At 53.5% G+C, this 17594-nt stretch carries 20 protein-coding genes; 12 read left to right on the top strand and 8 right to left on the bottom strand.

All coding sequences use genetic code 11. The features are described from left to right. Position 1 precedes the first annotated feature (1 nt). The 6 genes from rlpA to lipA all read left to right on the top strand — a co-directional run bounded on the left by rlpA (position 2) and on the right by lipA (position 5995). Positions 2–1120, top strand: a complete 1119-nt coding sequence (gene rlpA / locus ABFV38_RS06020) for an endolytic peptidoglycan transglycosylase RlpA (protein WP_235402736.1) — start codon at positions 2–4, stop codon at positions 1118–1120. A gap of 139 nt (positions 1121–1259) precedes the next feature. Beyond that, the gene (gene dacA / locus ABFV38_RS06015; protein WP_008501035.1) at positions 1260–2471 is read left to right on the top strand and encodes a D-alanyl-D-alanine carboxypeptidase DacA; all 1212 of its coding nucleotides are present in this window, start codon (positions 1260–1262) and stop codon (positions 2469–2471) included. A gap of 106 nt (positions 2472–2577) precedes the next feature. Next, positions 2578–2841 (top strand): DUF493 family protein YbeD, encoded by a 264-nt coding sequence (ybeD, locus tag ABFV38_RS06010; RefSeq protein WP_003858718.1) that lies wholly within the window; start codon positions 2578–2580, stop codon positions 2839–2841. Between the two features lie 94 nt (positions 2842–2935). Further along, positions 2936–3577: a lipoyl(octanoyl) transferase LipB gene (lipB, locus tag ABFV38_RS06005; protein ID WP_045909592.1), complete on the top strand. Its 642-nt coding sequence runs from the start codon at positions 2936–2938 to the stop codon at positions 3575–3577. 291 nt (positions 3578–3868) lie between these two features. Beyond that, positions 3869–4822, top strand: a complete 954-nt coding sequence (locus ABFV38_RS06000; RefSeq protein WP_348958832.1) for a YbeF family transcriptional regulator — start codon at positions 3869–3871, stop codon at positions 4820–4822. A gap of 207 nt (positions 4823–5029) precedes the next feature. Beyond that, positions 5030–5995 (top strand): lipoyl synthase, encoded by a 966-nt coding sequence (gene lipA, locus ABFV38_RS05995; RefSeq protein ID WP_013097595.1) that lies wholly within the window; start codon positions 5030–5032, stop codon positions 5993–5995. Positions 5996–6076: 81 nt separating this feature from the next. Here lipA and tatE read toward each other — a convergent pair whose 3' ends face one another. Beyond that, complete coding sequence (tatE, locus tag ABFV38_RS05990; RefSeq protein ID WP_023310742.1) at positions 6077–6280, bottom strand: twin-arginine translocase subunit TatE; 204 nt, start codon at positions 6278–6280, stop codon at positions 6077–6079. Positions 6281–6405: 125 nt separating this feature from the next. Next, on the bottom strand, positions 6406–7194 hold the full coding sequence (locus ABFV38_RS05985; RefSeq protein WP_348958831.1) for a deaminated glutathione amidase: 789 nt from the start codon (positions 7192–7194) through the stop codon (positions 6406–6408). Between the two features lie 67 nt (positions 7195–7261). On the opposite strand from ABFV38_RS05985, the gene crcB reads away from it, so the two are divergent. Then, positions 7262–7645 (top strand): fluoride efflux transporter CrcB, encoded by a 384-nt coding sequence (crcB, locus tag ABFV38_RS05980; RefSeq protein WP_024907010.1) that lies wholly within the window; start codon positions 7262–7264, stop codon positions 7643–7645. 219 nt (positions 7646–7864) lie between these two features. Here crcB and cspE read toward each other — a convergent pair whose 3' ends face one another. Both cspE and pagP read right to left on the bottom strand, forming a co-directional pair. Next, the gene (gene cspE / locus ABFV38_RS05975) at positions 7865–8074 is read right to left on the bottom strand and encodes a transcription antiterminator/RNA stability regulator CspE (protein ID WP_002439184.1); all 210 of its coding nucleotides are present in this window, start codon (positions 8072–8074) and stop codon (positions 7865–7867) included. 190 nt (positions 8075–8264) lie between these two features. Then, positions 8265–8882, bottom strand: coding sequence for a lipid IV(A) palmitoyltransferase PagP (gene pagP, locus ABFV38_RS05970; protein WP_080298633.1), 618 nt, complete (start codon positions 8880–8882; stop codon positions 8265–8267). 394 nt (positions 8883–9276) lie between these two features. Here pagP and dcuC point away from each other — a divergent pair, with 394 nt between their 5' ends. Beyond that, the gene (gene dcuC / locus ABFV38_RS05965; protein ID WP_048026951.1) at positions 9277–10644 is read left to right on the top strand and encodes an anaerobic C4-dicarboxylate transporter DcuC; all 1368 of its coding nucleotides are present in this window, start codon (positions 9277–9279) and stop codon (positions 10642–10644) included. A 94-nt stretch (positions 10645–10738) separates the two neighbouring features. Beyond that, entirely contained in the window at positions 10739–11548 is an 810-nt protein-coding gene (gene rna, locus ABFV38_RS05960; protein WP_348958830.1) for a ribonuclease I, read from the top strand. Here rna and ABFV38_RS05955 read toward each other — a convergent pair. Continuing rightward, a complete protein-coding gene (locus ABFV38_RS05955; protein WP_048226075.1) occupies positions 11542–12159 on the bottom strand; it encodes a flavin reductase family protein in 618 nt (205 codons plus the stop codon). The two genes, rna and ABFV38_RS05955, sit on opposite strands and share 7 nt — an antisense overlap. A 245-nt stretch (positions 12160–12404) precedes the next feature. On the opposite strand from ABFV38_RS05955, the gene rnk reads away from it, so the two are divergent. Together rnk and yldA are read left to right on the top strand one after the other, a co-directional pair. Continuing rightward, positions 12405–12815, top strand: coding sequence for a nucleoside diphosphate kinase regulator (rnk, locus tag ABFV38_RS05950; protein ID WP_045261020.1), 411 nt, complete (start codon positions 12405–12407; stop codon positions 12813–12815). 139 nt (positions 12816–12954) lie between these two features. After that, positions 12955–13044, top strand: coding sequence for a small membrane protein YldA (gene yldA, locus ABFV38_RS05945; RefSeq protein WP_008501020.1), 90 nt, complete (start codon positions 12955–12957; stop codon positions 13042–13044). Positions 13045–13054: 10 nt separating this feature from the next. Here yldA and ABFV38_RS05940 read toward each other — a convergent pair whose 3' ends face one another. Further along, positions 13055–14293, bottom strand: a complete 1239-nt coding sequence (locus tag ABFV38_RS05940) for a zinc-dependent alcohol dehydrogenase (RefSeq protein ID WP_348958829.1) — start codon at positions 14291–14293, stop codon at positions 13055–13057. A 180-nt stretch (positions 14294–14473) separates the two neighbouring features. On the opposite strand from ABFV38_RS05940, the gene uspG reads away from it, so the two are divergent. Then, the gene (gene uspG, locus ABFV38_RS05935; RefSeq protein WP_023310731.1) at positions 14474–14902 is read left to right on the top strand and encodes a universal stress protein UspG; all 429 of its coding nucleotides are present in this window, start codon (positions 14474–14476) and stop codon (positions 14900–14902) included. 60 nt (positions 14903–14962) lie between these two features. Here the strand turns inward: uspG and ahpF are convergent, their stop codons facing one another. After that, positions 14963–16528 carry an alkyl hydroperoxide reductase subunit F gene (gene ahpF / locus ABFV38_RS05930; protein ID WP_045909600.1) on the bottom strand — a complete coding sequence of 522 codons (1566 nt, stop codon included), beginning with the start codon at positions 16526–16528 and terminating at the stop codon, positions 14963–14965. A gap of 187 nt (positions 16529–16715) precedes the next feature. Then, positions 16716–17279, bottom strand: coding sequence for an alkyl hydroperoxide reductase subunit C (gene ahpC, locus ABFV38_RS05925; protein WP_008501015.1), 564 nt, complete (start codon positions 17277–17279; stop codon positions 16716–16718). Positions 17280–17594 lie beyond the last annotated feature (315 nt).

The following is a 17594-nucleotide window of genomic DNA, read 5'->3' as shown; positions in this document are numbered from 1 at the left end:
AATGCGTAAGCAGTGGCTGGGGATCTGCATTGCGGCAAGTTTACTTGCGGCCTGCACAAGTGATGATGGTCAGCAACAGGCAACCGTCGCGCCGCCGCAGCCTGCGGTGTGTAATGGCCCAATCGTTGAAATCAGCGGTGCCGATCCCGTTTATGAACCGCTGAATGCCAGTGCCAATCAGGATTACGAGCGCGACGGCAAAAGCTATAAAATTGTTCAGGATCCTTCCCGTTTCAGTCAGGCGGGCTTTGCCGCCATTTACGATGCCGAGCCAGGCAGTAACCTGACGGCCTCCGGGGAGACGTTCGACCCGATGCAGCTGACGGCAGCACACCCAACGCTGCCGATCCCGAGCTACGCCCGTATCACCAACCTGGCAAACGGCCGTATGATTGTCGTGCGTATCAACGACCGCGGCCCGTACGGAAATGACCGGGTGATCTCCCTGTCTCGCGCATCAGCCGATCGTCTGAATACCTCGAACAACACCAAAGTCCGTATTGACCCGATTATCGTGGCACAGGATGGTTCGCTGTCCGGGCCAGGTACCGCGTGTACGACGGTGGCGAAACAGACCTATGCCCTGCCCGACCGCCCAAATCTTGACGGCGGAATGGGCAGCGTCTCTTCTCCGGCCGAGCCTGCTCAACCGGGGGGAGAAATACGCCCAATCAGCAATGACACGCTGCAAAGCGACGATTCAACGGGCGCACCGGTAAAGAGTAGCGGCTTTCTTGGCGCACCGACGACCTTAGCCTCGGGCGTGCTGGAAGGCAGTGAGCCTACCCCAGCCCCAGCCCCCGCTCCCGTTGCTGCGCCAGCGACCCAGTCGGCTCCCGTAACGTCGCCCGCGGCCACGCAAAGTGCAGCGGTGACGGCTCCAACAGCAACCAGCGGCAGCTATGTGGTTCAGGTCGGCGCAGTGAGCGATCAGGCCCGGGCCAAACAGTATCAACAGCGTCTGAGCCAGCAGTTTGGCGTACCAGGACGCGTTGAGCAGAACGGTGCGGTCTGGCGCATTCAGATGGGGCCGTTTGCCAGCAAATCGCAGGCAGCCTCCCTGCAGCAGCGTCTGCAGAATGAAGCTCAGCTTCAGTCATTTATCGCTGTTGCGAAATAATTAACCGGCGGTATCCGAATTGTCAGTTTGTGTAAAACACATTCACAAACTCATGCTTAAAGTCGGATGCCTGCCTGAATAGCATTTGCTATAGTAAGGCACTTTTTTTAATTCCATCACGGATGTCGTAGTTCTGACCATGAAGACCACTTTTTCTGCTCGTTTTGTGCAGCGCATGGCGCTGACCACGGCCCTTTGCGCGGCTGCGCTCTCTGCAGCTCACGCCGATGACCTGAATATCAAGACCATGATCCCTGGCGTTCCGCAAATCGACGCGGAATCCTACATCCTGATCGATTACAACTCTGGCAAAGTGCTGGCAGAACAGAATGCCGATGCCCGCCGTGACCCGGCCAGCCTGACCAAAATGATGACCAGCTACGTTATCGGCCAGGCGATGAAGGCAGGTAAATTCAAAGAAACGGATCTGGTCACCATCGGTAACGATGCGTGGGCGACCGGGAACCCGGTCTTTAAAGGTTCCTCTCTGATGTTCCTGAAACCGGGTATGCAGGTTCCTGTTTCCCAGCTGATTCGCGGTATCAACCTGCAGTCGGGTAACGATGCCTGCGTGGCGATGGCCGATTTTGCCGCCGGTAGCCAGGATGCTTTCGTGGGCCTGATGAACAGCTACGTGAACGCGCTGGGTCTGAAAAACAGCCATTTCCAGACCGTACACGGCCTGGACGCAGACGGTCAGTACAGCTCCGCTCGTGATATGGCGCTGATTGGTCAGGCGCTTATCCGCGATGTCCCGAATGAGTACTCTATCTATAAAGAGAAAGAGTTCACCTTCAACGGTATCCGTCAGACCAACCGTAACGGCCTGCTGTGGGATAACAGTCTGAACGTTGACGGCATCAAAACCGGTCACACCGACAAAGCGGGCTACAACCTGGTCGCCTCCGCCACTGAAGGCCAGATGCGTCTGATCTCTGCCGTGATGGGGGGTCGCACCTTTAAAGGCCGCGAAACAGAGAGCAAGAAGCTGCTGACCTGGGGCTTCCGTTTCTTCGAAACCGTGAATCCACTGAAAGCAGGCAAAGAGTTTGCGTCTGAACCCGTCTGGTTCGGCGACAACGACCGTGCTTCTCTCGGCGTTGATAAAGACCTCTACCTGACCATTCCGCGCGGTCGTATGAAGGATCTGAAAGCCAGCTACGTACTGAACAGTACCGAGCTGCACGCCCCGCTGCAGAAAAACCAGGTTGTGGGTACCATCAACTTCCAGCTGGATGGCAAAACGATCGATCAGCGTCCGCTGGTGGTCCTGCAAGAAATTCCTGAAGGCAATTTCTTCGGCAAAATCATTGATTACATTAAATTGATGTTCCACCACTGGTTTGGTTAAAAATTGAACACTTGAAAGTGTGATTTTGATCCCCATATACTAAGTATCCTGATAACTCCCACCTGACGTGGGAGTTATTATTTTTTGACGTTACGCCGGAGCTGACATGAAAACCAAACTTAACGAACTGCTTGAATTCCCTACCCCATTTACCTACAAAGTAATGGGTCTGGCGAAACCTGAGCTGGTTGATCAGGTGGTTGAAGTGGTACAGCGCCATGCGCCGGGTGACTACTCTCCGTCAGTAAAACCAAGCAGCAAGGGCAACTACCACTCGGTTTCTATTACCATCACTGCGACACACATTGAGCAGGTTGAGACGCTGTACGAAGAGCTCGGCAATATCGAAATCGTTCGTATGGTGCTGTAGTCCCTTTGCGGTTACCCGGTTTGCCGGGTAACCCCTCTCCCCGCTGTGATATACTCCCGCATACCTTTTGTCCCTCGTCTTCGGAGACGCAGTTTTGTATCAGGATAAAATTCTGGTCCGTCACCTCGGGCTGCAACCTTACGAGCCTGTCTCCCAGGCTATGCATGACTTCACCGATTCACGCGATGATACAACCCCCGATGAGATCTGGCTGGTCGAACACCTGCCGGTCTTTACGCAGGGTCAGGCGGGAAAAGCAGAACATTTATTAATGACGGGCGATATTCCGGTTATCCAGAGCGATCGCGGCGGTCAGGTCACGTACCATGGGCCCGGGCAGCAGGTGATGTACGTCCTGCTCAATCTGAAGCGCAGAAAGCTGGGCGTCCGTGAGCTGGTTACCCTACTGGAACAAACCGTCGTCAACACGCTGGCGGAATATGGTATTGATGCGCATCCGCGTGCCGATGCGCCTGGGGTTTACGTTGGGGAAATGAAGATCTGCTCTCTGGGGCTGCGTATTCGTAAAGGCTGCTCATTCCACGGCCTGGCATTGAATATTAATATGGATCTTGCCCCTTTCCAGCGCATAAACCCCTGCGGCTACGCCGGTATGGAAATGACGCAAGTGCGCCAGTGGGTTGAAACCGCTACGCCAGACACTATTCGTCCCGTGCTTTTGAAGAACGTGTTAGCACTACTTAACAATCCCCCGCACGAATATATCCCTGCTTAATATATCCTACAACAGGGCTCGCTAATTTGGCGGGCCACCGTTTATTTACCGTTTTTGCACTTTACAATAATCCATAGATTCTATATTTTCGAAGCGCCCGAATATTACCGCTACATATTATTTAGCCTCCAGCAAGCACGGCAAACACGGCATAAGTAACGTGAGCAATTATCACACAAGTGTTTGCTTTTGATAAACAAGTGAAACAAAACCAACACTTTACGAATCTCTACAAGCATAATAAATAAATTCAACTATCATTCATATTGTGAATGTATACGGAGTGAAAGCGTGGAGTATAATAATTTACCAGCCAAACGACTGAATGAACCTGGTGGCGAAGACAAGCCGCAAATTTTTCGGACTTTACGTAATATTGATCTCAATTTACTGACTATTTTTGAGGCAGTATATGTCCATAAGGGTATCGTTAACGCTGCGAAAATTCTTAATCTCACGCCATCAGCAATTAGCCAGTCCATCCAAAAGCTACGCGCTATATTTCCTGACCCGTTATTTATCCGTAAGGGTCAGGGGGTAACGCCGACGGCCTACGCCACGCATCTCCATGAGTACATCAGCCAGGGGCTGGAGTCGATTCTGGGCGCACTGGATTTAACCGGGAGCTACGATAAGCAGAGAACCATCACCATCGGCTGTTCCCCTTCGGTGGGTGTGCTGGTCATGCCTGCGATCTTCCAGGCCGTGAAAGAGCATGCTCCGCAGCTCCTGCTTCGCAATGTGCCTCTCCATGAACCTGACGTTCAGCTTGCCCAGTTCCAAACGGACCTGATTATTGAAAGCGGCAGCTTCAGCGCCAGAGCGCTGGGACAAAATGTGCTCTATACGGATAACCTGGTGCTGGTTTGCCGGCATCAGCATCCGGTTCTCAGCGAACCGCTGACCCTCGAAAACCTGCGCAACTACGACCACTCGTCTTTTATGACCGAAGGGCAGTCTAACCATGCCCTTCGTCAGCGTATTGATGAAATTTTCCCGGAACGTCAGATCAGCTTCAGCAGTTACAATATGTTCACCACCGCCTCTCTGATTGGCAGCAGCGATATGCTGTGCGTGATGCCATCGCGCCTGTATAACCTGCTCCGGAAATGCTGGCCGCTGGACAGTATTCCCCTCAGTCAGCTTAATGCGGAATCAGTTGAGATTTCACTGCATTATAACAAGCTGAGTTTGCGCGATCCGGTCCTGGAAAACGTCATCCGCATTATCCGTCAGGCCTTCTGACAGGTTGAGCCAGCATAAGCCCCTGTGACAGGCAGGGCAAAAGGCACAAAACAACAACTATTTTACAAATTGGCGATCTGGCAGGCTGCTTTAACGACCGTTTCAATGATATACTGCCTGTCGTTCGTTCAAAAATAGTTGATAAATACAACATTCCCTTGAATTGAAACGCTTTCCTTCGATATTCGCAACTGGAACACGCACGCTATGAGTAAACCCATTGTGATGGAACGCGGTGTTAAATACCGCGATGCCGATAAAATGGCCCTTATCCCGGTTAAAAACGTGGCTACAGAGCGCGAGGCGCTGTTAAGAAAACCGGAATGGATGAAAATCAAACTTCCGGCCGACTCTTCGCGTATCCAGGGGATCAAAGCGGCGATGCGCAAGAATGGCCTTCACTCCGTTTGTGAAGAAGCCTCTTGTCCGAACCTTGCTGAATGTTTCAATCACGGTACCGCGACGTTTATGATTCTGGGTGCTATCTGTACCCGCCGCTGCCCGTTCTGCGATGTTGCTCATGGCCGTCCGGTCGCACCTGATGCTAACGAACCTCAGAAGCTGGCGCAGACTATCGCCGACATGGCGCTGCGCTATGTGGTTATCACGTCCGTTGACCGTGACGATCTGCGCGACGGCGGAGCGCAGCACTTCGCTGACTGTATTACGGCCATTCGCGAGAAAAGCCCAAACATCAAAATCGAGACGCTGGTGCCTGACTTCCGCGGCCGTATGGACCGCGCGCTGGATATCCTGACCGCGACGCCACCGGATGTGTTTAACCACAACCTGGAGAACGTGCCGCGTCTCTATCGTCAGGTCCGCCCGGGCGCTGACTATAACTGGTCTCTGAAACTGCTGGAGCGTTTCAAAGAAGCGCATCCGCATATTCCGACCAAGTCAGGCCTGATGGTGGGTCTGGGTGAAACTAACGATGAAATCATCGAGGTGATGCGCGATCTTCGCCGCCACGGTGTGACCATGCTGACCCTGGGCCAGTATCTGCAGCCAAGCCGTCACCACCTGCCGGTACAGCGCTACGTGAGCCCGGACGAGTTTGATGAAATGAAAGCCGAAGCGATGGCGATGGGCTTCACCCACGCAGCCTGCGGCCCATTCGTTCGCTCCTCATACCATGCCGATATGCAGGCTAAAGGCGAAGAAGTTAAATAAAGCTGTAATATTCATTTACAGTAATACAAAAAAACCGGCCTCATGAGCCGGTTTTTTTTCGCAAGCCCTCAGGCGTTGCTGTCACTCTTTGTGAGAAAGCTTATCTGCCGGGACGTCATCCTCAGCGCTTTTCTTCGCGGCTGCATCATCGTCGTTCATCGCTTTCTTAAAGCCTTTGATGGCAGCCCCCAGGTCACCACCCAGCGTGCGTAACTTCTTGGTACCAAACAGCAGGACGACCAGTGCGGCAACCACCAGCAGTTTGGTAATACTAATCTCACCCATAGATACCTTCTTTACTTAAAACAGGCTGCATTCAGCGCCAAAACCTGATTGTATTAACGGTCATTTAGCGCGTGCACACAATAGCAATCTGTAACAAGGTGAATCAAGCATTGTTGAAAAAAACATCACAATAATTGCGGTGGCGCAAACCGACGATTGCGAAGAACAGGTAATTGCTGACGTGCAAGCGCAATTCTGTCTATGTTTATCTCCGCCACCAGCAAATCCGGCGCTTCCGCAGCGGCGGCAATCGTCACACCCAGCGGATCGACCACCCTGCTTTGCCCGATGTTTTTCGTGCCGCACTCTCCTGCAGCAGCAACATAGCAGGTGGTATCCAGCGCGCGTGCCGCCAGCAGCGTTGCCCAGTGGTGCTCTTTTAACGGTCCTTTGACCCACGCGGCAGGCAGTACCAGTACGTCCGCGCCTTGCAGCGCCAGATGGAGCGCCAGCTCCGGAAAACGCAGGTCATAGCACGTCATCAGCCCGATCTTGAATCCGTCAATCTCCAGAAGCGGTGGGATACTGTCTCCGGGGTCAACGCGCCGCGACTCCTGAATGCTGAACGCATCATAGAGATGGAGCTTGGCGTAACGTGCGACAATGTCTCCGCCGCGAATCGCCACCAGCGTATTCACTGCACGGCCCGGCGTGGAGGGAACATGGATCGTTAAGATCGTCGTCATCGTATTGCCCATGCTCTGGGCGAGCAGTTGCTGTAAAAATTCACCGTCCAGCGGTTGCGCAGACTTCACCGATAAATCCGGGTCGTTATCATCCCTGGCCAGCAGCGCCTCGGGGAGCACCAGCAGCGATGCGCCTTTCTGCCGGGCCTGCATCATCAGGTTGACGCATGTTATCGCGTTCGCCTGCCAGTCTGGCGTGACCGCAAATTGCCCTACCGCAACATACATATTTGTCCCCTCATCATAAACGGCGTTAAACTCGCTTCTCTTACACATCAAATAGCAGGTATTTAGCGTGTTACAACTACTTTTAGCCGTTTTTATTGGTGGGGGAACGGGTAGCGTTGCGCGATGGTTTCTGAGTATGCGGTTTAACCCGCTGCATCAGGCGATTCCCATGGGGACACTGGCTGCAAACCTGATTGGTGCCTTTATCATTGGCATGGGGCTGGCCTGGTTTAATCGAATGACACACATTGACCCAATGTGGAAAGTCCTGATTACCACCGGATTCTGCGGCGGATTAACCACCTTTTCGACGTTCTCTGCGGAAGTGGTGTTTCTCTTTCAGGAAGGCCGTATCGGCTGGGCGCTGGCGAATATCGCAATTAACATGCTCGGCTCGTTTGCGATGACGGGGATCGCATTTTGGCTCTTTTCCTCCGCAAGCACGCATTAACAGACGGACCGTTAATGTTGGCTTAATTTTTCTCTGTCACTCTGAGTGCAGTACTGAACGAGGGTGACAGAATGAAACAGAGTCTGATGAGCGCAGGCATGGTGTTGTTGAGCGTGCTGATCGTTGCAAGCTTCCTGAAAATGTATCTGCTTGGCTGATTCAAAACGAAAAAAACCCGCTCAGTGAGCGGGTTTTGAAATTCTTGCTGACGCGTCTGAATTACAGAGCGATTACGTTAGCAGCAGAAGGGCCTTTGGCACCGTTAGTGATTTCGAACTCTACACGCTGACCTTCAGCCAGAGTTTTGAAACCATTAGACTGGATTGCAGAGAAGTGTACGAACACGTCTTTGCTGCCATCTTCAGGAGTAATGAAACCGAATCCTTTGGACTCATTAAACCACTTAACGTTACCTTTAATCTTAGACATCAAAATTACCTTTACATTAAAAAACGACACAAATGCTGTGTCGGTTACCAGTACATCAATTGTGAGACCTTTTGTCCAGCGGATCTTTGATAAAAAGTGACTAAAGTCGCGTTAATTTTCACTGGCCGATTTTTATCGTTTATGAATCAACGCCTGCACGTTTTTTAACCAGACTATGACGTTTTTTCAGTTAAAACTGAAAACGCATCCAGGCGAAGTAAACGTTACCGTTGTTATACGTGCCCGGAATGTAGGTCATCTGGAACGTTGCGGGACCGTAGCCGATAGAAGCCAAAGGCAGCAGCACCGGGATCGGAATGTAGTTCCAGTTGTCACGCGCGGTGACCCCCGCGGTATAGCCCAACCCAACATGGAAGTTCTCGTCGGCTAGCGGGCGCCAGGTTTTCTCCCAGCCGTAGCCTCCAATCGGCTCCCATTTATTAAAGGAATCTTTAAAGGCCATCAGATAGATGCCATGCCAGTTTCCCTTTTCATCCCAGCGCGACTGACCAAAACCCGCGCCCCACGGACGCTCGTTGTATTTATCGGTCTTTTCTTTGTCGTATGCAAAACGCGCATGCCACGTTATTGCCGGAACATAGAGATCATAATGTTCGGGCGCCGTCCAGGTCTGAGAGACATTATCCGTAAAGGTTGAGAACCACCCTTTATCCGTCGCGTTGCCCTCTGCCTGTGCAACAGAAGAAAACGTTAACTGCCCAAAAATAAACAATAAAATTGAGAAAAATGTATTACGTACGATCACAATGCAATTACCATTCTTAGTATTCGAGGCAAAGTTTACCATAAAGTAGTTGAATCAAGGCTTAACGACATCAGCGTTATTCCTAATTATTCGGCCTTTTTCCGGGAATATTCTCAATAAACTGGACCGCAAGTCTGAATAAGCACATTCAGAGTGAGCCTTTAACCTGTTTAGCCTTGTATATCAGCAATATGCTGCATTACACAAAATATTAACAATCTGTTATCATTGTAAGGACATATTGCGCTATTTCTGACGGTCAAGACCCGCATGGCATAAATGTATGAGCCATGGCAAAAACACGGTTGTTCTGCTCTCTAGTCGTCTGTTTATTGATTTTAATCAGCAAGAACAGGCCATTTATTCGGCACATTTTCATCCTTCTTTTTTTTATTGATTTTTTGTGCTCCATAGCAGCAGAGATACAGGGGAAATCATGCTTACGTTATTCGAGCTCCTTATTGGAGTCGTCGTCATTGTCGGTGTCGCACGCTACATCATTAAAGGCTACTCGGCCACGGGCGTATTATTTGTTGGCGGTTTAACGCTGCTGATTATCAGCGCACTGATGGGGCATCAGGTGTTGCCTGCCAGCGCAACCAGCACCGGTTACACCGCCACCGATATTGTGGAATATATTAAAATATTGCTCATGAGCCGCGGCGGTGACCTGGGCATGATGATCATGATGCTGTGCGGTTTTGCGGCCTACATGACTCATATCGGCGCCAACGACATGGTCGTTAAGCTTGCCTCCAAACCCCTGCAATACATTAACTCGCCGTATCTGCTGATGGTCGCCGCCTATTTCCTCGCCTGCCTGATGTCACTGGCCGTTTCGTCGGCTACCGGACTTGGCGTACTGCTGATGGCCACGCTGTTCCCGGTCATGGTGAACGTTGGTATCAGCCGCGGCGCAGCAGCAGCCATTTGCGCGTCTCCGGCTGCGATTATTCTCTCTCCGACCTCCGGCGACGTCGTGCTGGCGGCAAAGGCTGCGGAGATGTCGCTCATCGACTTCGCCTTTAAAACCACGCTGCCGATCTCCATTGTTGCCATTGTCGGCATGGGTATCGCGCATTTCTTCTGGCAGCGCTATCTCGATAAGAAAGAAAACATCAGCCATGAAATGATGGACGTGAGTGAAATCACCACCACCGCTCCCGCGTTTTATGCCATTCTGCCCTTCACGCCGATTATCGGGGTGCTGATTTTTGACGGCAAATGGGGCCCGCAGCTGCACATTATTACCATTCTGGTGATCTGCATGCTGCTGGCAGCCGTGCTGGAATTTGTGCGTGGTTTTAACACGCAAAAGGTGTTCTCGGGTCTGGAAGTTGCCTATCGCGGCATGGCGGATGCCTTCGCTGGCGTGGTGATGCTGCTGGTGGCAGCGGGCGTTTTTGCCCAGGGTCTGAGCACCATCGGCTTTATCCAGAGCCTGATCTCTATCGCCACCTCGTTCGGATCGGCCAGTATTATCCTGATGCTGGTGCTGGTGGTACTCACCATGCTGGCGGCGATGACCACCGGTTCCGGTAATGCGCCTTTCTACGCTTTCGTTGAGATGATCCCGAAACTGGCCCACTCCTCCGGTATCAACCCGGCCTATCTCTCCATTCCCATGCTGCAGGCGTCAAACCTGGGCCGTACCATCTCCCCGGTATCAGGCGTGGTGGTTGCCGTTGCCGGGATGGCAAAAATCTCACCATTCGAAGTGGTAAAACGCACCTCCGTACCCGTTCTGGTTGGGCTGATTATCGTAATTATCGCCACGGAGGTGCTGGTTCCCGGTGCAGCCTAACCTAAATTAGGGATATCCAGAAAGCGCCTGCGGGCGCTTTTTGTGCTTTAATAACCCCCAGAAATTAATCACGCTCATTCGATCAGGAAATCATATGTTCAGGAAGGATATTGTTATCCCGTCCGGCGCAATCGCGCTTGCACTCTGTGTCTTCTCCACACAGGCAGAACCGCTCAAGGCAACCCAGTATGGCGATTTCGATCGCTATGTGCTGGCTCTGTCCTGGCAAACCGGGTTTTGCCAGAGCATGGTCGAGCGCAACCGCAATGAACCTGACGAATGTCGTCTGCAAAAAGAGCGCGAAAATAAAGCCGATTTTCTGACCGTTCACGGGTTATGGCCCGGCCTGCCGAAATCCATTGCCGCACGCGGGGTAGATGAGCGTCGCTGGATGCGTTTTGGTTGCGCCACGCGCCCCATACCGAACATGCCGGAAGTGAAGGCCAGCCGCAAATGCGAAGCCGCCGAAACCGGGCTGTCGCTTTCCGCTGCCGCAAAGCTCAACGACGTGATGCCGGGCGCGGGCGGTAACTCCTGCCTGGAGCGTTACGAATACGCTAAACACGGCGTCTGCTTTGGTTTCGATCCCGATGCCTATTTCGGCACGATGGTGCGGATGAATCAGGAAATTAAAAACAGTGCGGTCGGTAAATTCCTTGCCGGTCACTACGGGAAAACCGTCACTCGCAGCGATTTTGACAGTGCCGTGGCCAGGAGCTGGGGCAACGAGAACGTCAAAGCGTTCAAGCTGACCTGCAGCGGCAACCCGGCTTATCTGACCGAGATGCAGATTTCGCTGAAGGCAGGCACCATTAACAACCCGCTTTCTGCGACCTCATTTGCCCCGCAGCCACATCCGGGTAACTGCGGTAAACAATTTGTGATTGATAAAGCCGGCTACTGATCCACCGTTGGGCGCACCATATCAAACCGGTTTTCATCGCTGATGCCATAGTACGCCGTCGGCCCACCCGCACGCAGGATGGGCTGCGCTTTCGCCGTCTGGTATATCCCCTCTTCCAGCAGCGTTTCGGCAATATGGATACCGACCACTTCCCCCAGCACCAGCCACGTGTCTACCGGCGTACCGTCAGCCCCCGTCAGCTGAATGCACTGCGACAGGCGACACTCAAAATTCACCGGGCTTTCTGCAACGCGAGGGGCGTTCACCAGCTGGCTGGCCGCTGGCGTGAGCCCGGCAAAGCTAAATTCATCCCGGTCGTGGGGAAGCATCGCGGAGGTTTGATTCATCGCCTGGGCAAGATCGCGCGTTGCCAGATTCCAGACAAACTCTTTTGTCTCAGTAATATTACGCACGCTGTCCTTCCAGCCGTTGCTGGAAAAGCCGATGATCGGTGGGCGATAGTTAAAGCAGTTAAAGAAGCTGTACGGTGCGAGGTTCAGCTGACCGGCCTTATCGCATGAGGAGATCCAGCCTATCGGACGCGGACCAATAATGGCGTTCAGCGGGTCATGCGGCAGGCCGTGCCCCTGAGACGGTTGATAGAAGTACATAGTGCTCTCTCGTTGGCGGGCAACGCCCGGATTCAGGACACTCAGCGTAACGTATTCCGCCAGGAATGAAGACTGAATAAATTTCAGCAAAATTCATATGGCCCATGAATGTGACTTTCATCACTTCAAACTTGCGCGCTCAGCCAGTATCATCGGGAGAGTTAAACCCTCGCTGCCAGACGGCGAGGGTTTTCTTTTGGATCAGTTTCTGCGTAAGACGCAGCATTAACGACATGGAGTAAAAAATGTCCAGACCTACCATTATCATCAATGAGCTCGACGCAGAACGTATCGACAGGCTGCTGGAAAAAGCGGAGTTCGCCTCGCTCCCCGTGGCCGACGCCCTGAATGAGGAGCTCGACCGGGCACAGATGTGCACGCCTGAGACGATGCCGCATAACGTGGTCACCATGAACAGCCAGGTGAAATTCCGTAACCTGACCACCGGTGAAGAGTTGACCCGTACGCTGGTTTACCCCGCTCAGATGACCGACAGCAGCGCACAGCTATCTGTTCTGGCCCCTGTGGGTGCCGCACTGCTGGGGCTGCGTACGGGGGATACGATCCACTGGGAATTGCCGGGCGGTGCCTCGACCCATCTGGAAGTGCTGGAGCTGCTCTACCAGCCAGAAGCCGCGGGCGATTACCTGCGTTAATCTCTTCTGAATAAGCGCCTACCCGCTTTGCACAGAGGATGCAGCCGCATCCTCTTTCCGCAAATTCACCCGATTTTCCTATACCGCGCAAAATGGCCTTAATCCACGCTTAATCTGTTTTGGTGCCGCGGGGACGGTCATGAGTGAGATAGGCGTTATCACACTTATCTTTCTGATATTTGTGGCGATTATCGTCACGGCCGTGCTCTATCTTGAACGCCACTGGTAAGCGAACATTCTCAGGCCACCCCACCCGGGAAGGCATTCACCAGGCCCTTAACGGTCTGCTCTGCGGCTTCGGGCGTGTCTGCCCCCGGGACCAGAATCACCTTTCGGCACTCCTCCTCCCGTTTTTCGAAAATCTTATAGGCGCGCTCCGCATCCGCAAGGGGGAGATAGTGGGTCACGATCTCTTCCGGCGTAAGCAGCCCTTTTTCGATCAGCGGTAACAGTTCCCCCAGCCAGGCATGGACGTGCGTCTGGCCCATCTTAAACGTCAGCCCCTTATCAAAGGCATCGCCAAACAGGAAGCCATGGATAAACCCTGCGTATACGCCGGGTACGCTGACCACCCCGCCGCGCCGCACGGCAGCAATGCACTGACGCAACGCTTTGCCGCTGCTGCCTTCAATTTTAAGATTGCTGAGGATCGTTTCCGTGGTGCTGCCTTTCGCTTCAAACCCGACCGCATCAATCACAGCGTCAACGCCGCGCTGGCCCGCGGTCTGCTCGATGATTTTTTCCGCGGCGTCGTTGTCATCATCGAAATTGATGGGAATTGCACCGTATCGTGCCTCGGCAAATCGTAACCGGTAAGGATGGTGATCGATGACAAAGATCTGCTCAGCCCCCAGCAGCCGCGCGCAGGCAATGGTCAGTAGCCCCACCGGCCCGGCGCCGAAAACGGCTACGCTTGAGCCTTTTTCAATCTGCGCATTTTTTGCCGCCTGCCAGGCCGTGGGCAAAATGTCGGACAGGAACAGTGCTTTATCATCAGAAAGAAGCTGCGGGATTTTAAACGGCCCGACGTTCCCCTTTGGCACGCGAACGTATTCCGCCTGTCCCCCCGGCACACCGCCGTAGAGGTGGCTATAGCCAAACAGCGCGGCCGGCGCGGGGATTTGCTTTTTATTCAGTGCAGCACCCTGCCCGGCGTTGGTATTCTCACAGGCCGCGTATTGCTGCAGACGACAGAAGAAACAGTCTCCGCAGGCGATGACAAAAGGGATCACCACGCGATCGCCTTTTTGCAAATTCTTGACCTCTGCACCGCACTCGACGATTTCCCCCATAAACTCATGGCCAAAAATATCGCCGTGCTGCACCTTCGGGATCTTTCCGCGGTAGAGATGCAAATCGGAGCCGCAGATAGCCGTGGCCGTGACACGCAGAATGATATCGTCGGGCTGTTCGATGATGGGGTCGGGGACATTCTCGACGCGAACATGGTGTGGACCGTGATACGTAAGTGCTTTCATGCGACCTCCGAAAGGTTCCAGGTAAGTGTATAAGGGTAGCTACCCCTGAAGGTCTGCCCGTGAATACGGTTCTTTTGAGATTTATCCTGGCAAGATAAGAAAACTGACGGGGCGCTTACAGAAACCATGACGATTTTGTGGTTGAATGAGTACAGCGTTTATAAACAAGGAGAAACGGGTATGTATCAGAGAATCATTATGCCGGTTGATGTTTTTGAGATGGAGTTGAGCGACAAGGCCGTACGCCACGCGGAGTTCCTGGCGCAGCAGGACGGGGTCATTCATCTGTTGCACGTGCTCCCGGGCTCCGCCAGCCTGAGCCTGCACCGCTTTGCTGCCGATGTGCGCCGCTTCGAAGAGCACCTGCAGCACGAGGCGGAAACGCGCCTGCAAACCATGGTCAGCCACTTCAGCATCGACCCTTCACGGATCAAAACGCACGTCAGATTCGGCAGCGTACGTGATGCGGTAAATGAACTGGCGAACGAGCTGAAAGCAGACGTGGTGGTCATCGGTTCGCGCAACCCTTCCATTACCACGCATCTGCTGGGATCTAACGCCTCCAGCGTGATCCGCCACACGCATATACCGGTGATGGTCGTCAGATAAAAAAAGAGGCCACCTTTCGGTGGCCTCTCGCTATTGCAGGTGTAGCCTTACTTTCTTTTCTTATGCGGTTTTGGTGCGGATCAGGTAGTCAAACGCGCTCAGAGACGCCTTCGCCCCTTCACCCGTGGCGATAATGATCTGTTTGTACGGCACGGTGGTGCAGTCGCCCGCCGCAAACACGCCCTTCACGCTGGTTTCACACTTCGCATCAATGATGATTTCGCCCATGCGGTTGCGCTCAATCGCGCCTTCCAGCCAGGTGGTGTTTGGCAGCAGACCAATCTGCACGAAGATCCCTGACAGCTGCACGCTGTGCACGTCGCCACTCACGCGGTCGCGGTATTCCAGACCGGTCACCTTGCTGCCGTCGCCCTTCACTTCCGTGGTCTGCGCGTTCAGTATGATGTCGACGTTTTTCAGGCTGCGAACTTTGTCCTGCAGCACCTGGTCGGCTTTCATTTCTGGCGCGAACTCCAGCAGGGTTACGTGTTCAACAATCCCCGCCAGGTCGATCGCCGCTTCCACGCCGGAGTTTCCGCCGCCGATCACCGCCACGCGCTTGCCTTTGAACAGCGGGCCGTCGCAGTGCGGGCAGTAGGTCACGCCTTTGGTGCGATACTGATCTTCACCCGGGACGTTCATGTTGCGCCATTTCGCACCGGTGGCAATGATGATGCTGCGTGCTTTCAGCACCGCGCCGGAGGCGGTTTCAATCTGGTGTAACCCCCCCTCAACCGCAGCAGGTACCAGCTTGCTGGCGCTCTGGCTGTCGATCACGTCTACGTCGTAATCGCTGACGTGCGCCTTCAGCGCGCCGGCCAGCTTCTGGCCTTCGGTTTTCGGCACGGAGATATAGTTTTCAATGTCCACGGTATCCAGTACCTGACCACCGAAGCGCTCGCCCATCAGGCCCGTGCGGATCCCTTTACGCGCGGAGTACACTGCCGCCGCCGCGCCCGCCGGACCGGAACCGACAATCAGCACGTCATAGGCATCACGTTTGTTCAGCGCTTCTGCGGCACGTTTTTCGGCACCGGTATCCACTTTGGCGACGATTTCCGTCAGCGTCATACGACCCTGACCGAATTCCTGACCGTTCAGATACACCGCCGGAACGCCCATCACGTTGCGATCGGTGATTTCATTCTGGAAGGTACCGCCGTCAATTGCCGTGTGCTTGATGCGCGGGTTGAGGACCGACATCAGGTTCAGCGCCTGCACCACGTCCGGACAGTTGTGGCAGGAGAGCGAGTAATAGGTTTCAAACTCAAAATCACCGTCGATATCGCGGATCTGCTCCAGCAGCGCCTGCGCCTCTTTCGACGGATGACCGCCGGTCCACAGCAGCGCCAGCACCAGCGAGGTAAATTCGTGCCCCAGCGGCGAGCCGGCAAAACGCGGCCCCAGCTCAGAGCCTGGGTTAGTAATCAGGAAAGAAGGCTTACGGACGTTAAGCGAGTTATCTTCTTTGAAGGTCACTTTTGGCGACAGTTCGGCGATCTCAGCCAGCAGTTCTTTGATCTCTGCCGATTTCGCGCTGTCGTCCAGCGTGGCAATCAGCTCAACGGGTTTAGTCAGTTTCTCAAGGTAGGCCTTGAGCTGGGTTTTCATATTTGTGTCGAGCATTGTTCTTCCCTCTCTTAAGACGTCATCATGCAAGCTGCCTTATGTGGGCGGCCTGAATGCAACTTGCATCATGGTGCTGGAATAAAATGGGCGCGGATGCGCCCATTGATTGCCGGGTGGCACTTCGTTTACCCGGCCTACGATACTGTAGGCCTGTGCAAGCGCAGCGCCGCCAGGCTTTACAGACTTAGATCTTGCCGACCAGGTCCAGGGATGGCGCCAGCGTTGCTTCGCCTTCTTTCCATTTAGCCGGGCACACTTCGCCTGGGTGAGAAGCGACATACTGCGCTGCTTTCACTTTACGCAGCAGGTCAGACGCATCACGGCCGATACCTTCAGCGGTAACTTCGATAGCCTGGATAATGCCCTGCGGGTCAACGACGAAGGTCGCGCGGTCTGCCAGGCCTTCATCTTCACGCATGTTGTCGAAGTTACGGGTCAGGGCGCCAGTCGGGTCACCGATCATCGCGTATTTGATTTTGGCGATGGTTTCAGAGCTGCTGTGCCACGCTTTGTGGGTGAAGTGGGTATCGGTAGACACAGAGTAAACGTCTACGCCCAGCTTCTGCAGTTCGTCGTAATGGTCAGCCACGTCGCCCAGTTCGGTCGGGCAAACGAAGGTGAAGTCAGCCGGATAGAAGAAGAAGACGCTCCAGCGACCTTCGGTATCTTTCTCGGTTACTTCGATGAACTCACCGTTTTTGAACGCCTGGTTTTTGAAAGGTTTAATTTTAGTGTTAATCAAAGACATCTGTACTTCCTCCGTGTTTTCGTTGAGAGGTAAGGTAACCAACTTTATCCATCGGGGCTAATGCGTATGCTTTATCAAATCAATCAGCCAAACCTTACAACACCAACAAGACAACGTTGTGAACTGAATTAACGGAAAGCCTGAACGTAAAAAGGCCGCCCTGGTGGGCGGCCCTGATACCTGAACTTTCCACAGGAACTTTCAGTGCCAGCCTGGACTGGCGTTGCGTTGCGCTCTACATACCTTGTATCAGGCCGTAACAGCGGTTTGATTACAGCACCGGTTAACAGTTTGGGCAATCCGTCACGCCGGCAT

It is taken from the genome of Enterobacter cloacae complex sp. Mu1197 (assembly GCF_040059225.1).
GTDB lineage: Bacteria > Pseudomonadota > Gammaproteobacteria > Enterobacterales > Enterobacteriaceae > Enterobacter > Enterobacter quasiroggenkampii.
The sequence above is the reverse complement of the archived record's forward strand: the minus strand, read 5'-3'. Positions and strand labels throughout refer to the sequence as shown.